This is a genomic window from Faecalibacterium sp. Marseille-P9312 (assembly GCF_902497445.1).
Lineage (GTDB): Bacteria > Bacillota > Clostridia > Oscillospirales > Ruminococcaceae > Faecalibacterium > Faecalibacterium longum.
In genome coordinates, this window is record NZ_CABVEW010000029.1 from 1 (window position 1) to 3,330 (window position 3,330).

A 3,330-nucleotide genomic window follows, 5' to 3' on the forward strand; every position below is an offset into this window, starting at 1 on the left:
CAGCTTCGTGACCCGGATGAGGTCTATCCGGTTGCCCGCTCGGAAAGCAAGGAAAATCTGGAACGGCTGCTGCGCCAGCCGGGCAACATCCATCTGCACAACCTGACGGTCAATCTCACTCCTGCGCCGGAGCCTGCCGGGAATTTCCGCATCACGGATGACCATCTGGGCGAGGGCGGCGCAAAACAGAAATATGCCCGGAACATTGAAGCCATCCGCACCCTGTTCAAGCTGGAACAGGAGCATCGTGATGCCACCGCCGAGGAACAGCAGGTGCTTTCCCGGTATGTGGGCTGGGGCGGTCTGGCGGATGCCTTTGACCCCGGCAAAAACAGTTGGGCAAAAGAGTACGTCGAACTGAAAGGGCTGCTTTCCGAGGATGAGTACGCTGCTGCCCGTTCCAGCACCCTGAATGCCCACTACACCAGCCCCGCCGTTATCCGTGGCATCTACGATGCCGTGGAGCGCATGGGTTTCCGGTCTGGCAACATCTTGGAGCCGTCCATGGGTGTGGGCAACTTCTTCGGAATGCTGCCGGACACCATGCAGGATAGCCGTCTGTACGGCGTGGAACTGGATTCCATCACCGGGCGCATCGCCAAAAAGCTGTACCCACAGGCAGACATTACCGTTGCCGGCTTTGAAACCACCGACCGCCGTGATTTCTACGATCTGGCGGTGGGCAACGTGCCCTTCGGCAACTACAAGGCCAACGACAAGGCGTACAACAAGTTGGGATTCAGCATCCACAACTACTTTTTTGCCAAGGCCATCGACCAAGTGCGTCCGGGCGGCGTGGTGGCGTTCGTCACCAGCCGCTACACCATGGACAGCAAGGACAGCACCGCCCGCAAGCACATGGCAGAACGTGCCGATCTACTGGGGGCTATCCGTCTGCCGAATAATGCGTTCCGTGCCAACGCTGGCACAGATGTTGTCAGTGATATTATCTTTTTGCAGAAGCGTGACCGCCCTGCGGACATCGAACCTGCATGGGTGCAGCTCGGTAAGACCGAAGATGGCTTTGCCATCAACCAGTATTTCATAGACCACCCGGAGATGGTTCTGGGCGTACTCTCCACCGAAAGCACCCAGTATGGACGAGAGGAATTGACCGTTGCTCCCATCGAGGGTGCAAATCTTGCAGACCAGCTTGCAGAAGCGGTGCAGCATATTGAGGGGCAATACACCGAAGTTGAGGTAGAAACACCAGATATTGCGGATGCCGAAAACGAGAAGCATATTCTCCCGGCTGACCCGGATGTGAAAAACTTCTCCTACACGGTGGTGGACGGTGAGGTGTTCTACCGGGAAAACTCCGTGATGACGCAGGTGGAACTTTCCGACACCGCCAAGGGGCGTGTCACCGGCATGGTGGAACTGCGGCAGATCGTCAATGACCTGATTGACCAGCAGTTGAACGACTACCCGGACGAGGACATCAAGGCAACACAGGAGCGTTTGAACGCCGCCTACGATGCCTTTACCGCCAAATATGGCTTGCTGAATGACCGTAAAAACGGCAGATTATTTGAGCAGGATTCTTCCTATTATCTGCTGTGTTCGCTGGAAAATCTGGACGAGCAGGGGCAGCTCAAATCCAAGGCGGCGATGTTTACGAAGCGCACCATTCGCCCGGAGCGCACCGTCACCAGTGTGGACACCCCCAGCGAGGCGTTGGCGGTGTCCATCGGGGAGCATGGCAAAGTAGACTTGCCCTATATGGCAGAACTGCTGGGCACTCCCGGTGAGTACGGGCGCATCACCACCGAACTTTCCGGTGTGATCTTCAAAGACCCTGCCGCCGACCCCACCAACCCGGAAGCAGGCTGGCAGATGGCAGACGAGTACCTGTCCGGCGATGTCCGGGCAAAGCTGCGGATGGCACAGTTTGCCGCCGAAACGAACCCGGAGTTTGCCGTCAATGTGGATGCGCTGACCAAGGCGCAGCCCAGAGAACTGGAAGCCTCTGAAATTGATGTGCGCTTGGGTGCAACGTGGCTCGACCCAGATATTATCCAGAAGTTTATGACCGAAACCTTCCAGATCCCCTACTATCTGCGCCGGGCGGTGAATGTGCGCTACTCGCCCTACACTGCCGAGTGGCGTGTGGAGGGCAAGACTGCCACCGGGCGGGGCGATATTATCTCCTCCGAGACCTACGGCACATCCCGTGCCAACGCCTATAAGATTCTGGAGGAGACTCTGAACCTGAAAGATGTCCGCATCTACGACACCATTGAGGATGCCGAGGGCAAGCCAAAACGTGTGCTGAACAAGCGGGAAACAATGCTGGCACAGCAGAAACAGCAGGTCATCAAGGACGCTTTCGCCAACTGGGTCTGGCAGGACCCTCAGCGGCGCATTGCGCTGGTAAAACAGTACAATGAGTTGTTCAACAGCACCAGACCCCGTGAGTATGACGGTTCCCACATTCACTTTGTTGGCATGAACCCGGAAATCACCCTCCGGGAGCACCAGCGCAACGCCATTGCTCATGTGCTTTATGGCGGTAATACGCTGCTTGCACACGAAGTCGGCGCAGGCAAAACCTACGAAATGGCAGCGTCTGCTATGGAAGCAAAACGCCTTGGTTTGTGCCAGAAATCGTTGTTCGTAGTGCCCAATCACCTGACGGAGCAATGGGCTTCGGAGTTTCTGAACCTCTACCCCAACGCCAAACTTTTGGTGGCACGGCGCAAGGACTTTGAAACTGCCAACCGCAAAAAATTCTGTGCCCGCATCGCCACCGGCGACTACGATGCCGTCATCATCGGGCATAGCCAGTTTGAGCGCATCCCGCTGTCCTTTGAGCGGCAGGAGCGTATCATTCAGGAGCAAATTTATGAAACGCTTGCCGCCATCAATGAGCTGAAAGTCCACGCAGGCGAGAATTTCTCCATCAAGCAGATGGAAAAGACCCGGAAAACGCTGGAAACCAAGCTGGAAAAACTGCGCTCCGATGAGCGCAAGGATGATGTGATCACCTTTGAACAACTGGGCGTTGACAGGCTTTTTGTGGACGAAAGCCATTTCTACAAGAACCGTGCGAAACGTTGTGCATAAGACCTTGTTGACAGCAAGGGCGAAAAGCACCATGTGATTGCACTTAGCAATAAGAAAATATCACAGAGAACTTTAATCTCAAAATCAGGGGTGAAATTCCTCTGCCGTACAGAACCAATGTCGAGGAACAAAGTTCAAGAGAATAGGTCAAAATTCAAGACAGTACGAGAGCTAATACTCCACTGTGCGTTGCCACCTGTAAGTGTGCATTGTACAGAGCGTGGTGAAGGCGTAACCTGAAAACCTAAACCTCTGCAAAGAGGC

General features: G+C 55.2%; 1 protein-coding gene. It reads left to right on the top strand.

All coding sequences use genetic code 11. The annotated features are described in order from the left end of the window. Nucleotides 1-3,066, top strand: a 3,066-nt coding sequence (locus F3G95_RS13630; protein WP_243130405.1) for a DEAD/DEAH box helicase family protein, incomplete at its 5' end; no start/stop codon positions are given. Between the last annotated feature and the right edge of the window lie 264 nt (nt 3,067-3,330).